This window comes from Candidatus Paracaedibacter symbiosus, assembly GCF_000757605.1.
Lineage (GTDB): Bacteria > Pseudomonadota > Alphaproteobacteria > Paracaedibacterales > Paracaedibacteraceae > Paracaedibacter_A > Paracaedibacter_A symbiosus.
Genome location: NZ_JQAK01000031.1, coordinates 1,966 through 3,359 on the forward strand (window position 1 = coordinate 1,966; position 1,394 = coordinate 3,359).

Annotated in this window: 2 protein-coding genes; both read left to right on the plus strand. The window is 63.3% G+C overall.

All coding sequences use genetic code 11. From position 1 onward, the window contains the following. The first annotated feature begins 67 nt into the window (after positions 1–67). Positions 68–1,173 (plus strand): IS3 family transposase gene (locus IG80_RS0111925; RefSeq protein WP_156962235.1). Its coding sequence is split into 2 segments (ribosomal slippage): positions 68–326 and positions 326–1,173, totalling 1,107 coding nucleotides; the frame shifts between segments, so codons are not numbered across the junction. A 32-nt stretch (positions 1,174–1,205) separates the two neighbouring features. Beyond that, the coding region (locus IG80_RS16430) for a hypothetical protein (protein WP_232224430.1) at positions 1,206–1,394 on the plus strand (189 nt) is incomplete at its 3' end.

Sequence of the window (1,394 nt, forward strand, 5' to 3'; positions counted from 1 at the left end):
GACGTCCCCCCGATTTTGAGTAGCAGGCTGATTTGGAGTCCAATCCCCAACGAGACGGAGATTGGACGTGAAGAAGCGCTTTTCCGAAGAACAGATCATTGGCTTCCTGCGTGAGGCGGAGGCCGGGCTGCCGGTCAAGGAGCTGTGTCGCACGCACGGGTTCAGTGAGGCCTCGTATTACCTGTGGCGGAGCAAGTTTGGCGGGATGACCGTGCCGGAAGCCAAACGCCTGAAGGACCTGGAGGCGGAGAACACCCGGCTGAAGAAGTTGCTGGCCGAGCAGCTGTTCGAGAACGACGTCATCAAGGATGCCTTGCGAAAAAAGTGGTGAGCGCACCGGCGCGCAGGACGCTGGTGCGGCATCTGGTGGAGCGAGGACTGAGCGAACGGCGGGCGCTGGTGGTGGTGCGGATGAGCGCCAGCGCGCTGCGCTACGAGCCGCGTGCGGACCGCAACGTCGAATTGCGCGAGCGGATCCTGGCGCTGGCGCAGCGGCACAAGCGCTACGGCGTCGGGATGATCTATTTGAAACTGCGGCAGGAGCAGTGGCCGGTGAACTACAAGCGGGTGGAACGGTTGTATCAGCAGGCCGGGCTGCAGGTGCGGCGACGCAAGCGCAAGCAGGTCGCCCTGGGCGATCGCCAGCCGTTGTTGCGGCCCGAGGTGGCCAACCAGGTGTGGTCGATGGACTTCGTGTTCGACCGTACCGCCGAGGGTCGTGTGCTCAAGGCCTTGACCATCGTCGACGACGCTACGCATGAGGCGGTGGCCATCGAGGTGGAACGGGCCATTTCCGGCCACGGCGTGGCGCGGGTGCTCGACCGGCTGGCGCTGACCCGCGGTGTGCCGCAGGTGATCCGGACCGACAACGGCAAGGAATTCTGCGGCAAGACCATGGTGACGTGGGCCCACGAGCGAGGTGTGCAGCTGCGCCTGATCCAGCCGGGCAAGCCGAACCAGAACGCCTACATCGAGAGCTTCAATGGCCGTCTGCGTGACGAATGCCTCAACGAGCACTGGTTCCCGACGCTGCTGCACGCCCGCACCGAGATCGAGACCTGGCGGCGGGAATACAACGAGGAGCGCCCGAAGAAGACCTTGGGCGGCCTGACCCCGGCCGCCTATGCCGAACAGCTGGCAGCCAAAGCCGCTACGATGAAACCCGGACTCTAAACAGCCCCGCTACTGAAAGCGGGGGGACGTCGGTGCCTCGTGGAGAACTTGGCGCTGAACAGGGGGGGGGATTGCGGTTGCCCATAAACACCCCGGCCAGTGCCGTCAATTATGGCAACTGGATGTCTACGAAAGGCTGGCCGGTCCATTCACCTACACGAATGGAGGCATATTCCTACGTACACGGATTGGTAGTAGGCGTAAAACTTGTGTCGCTAGCA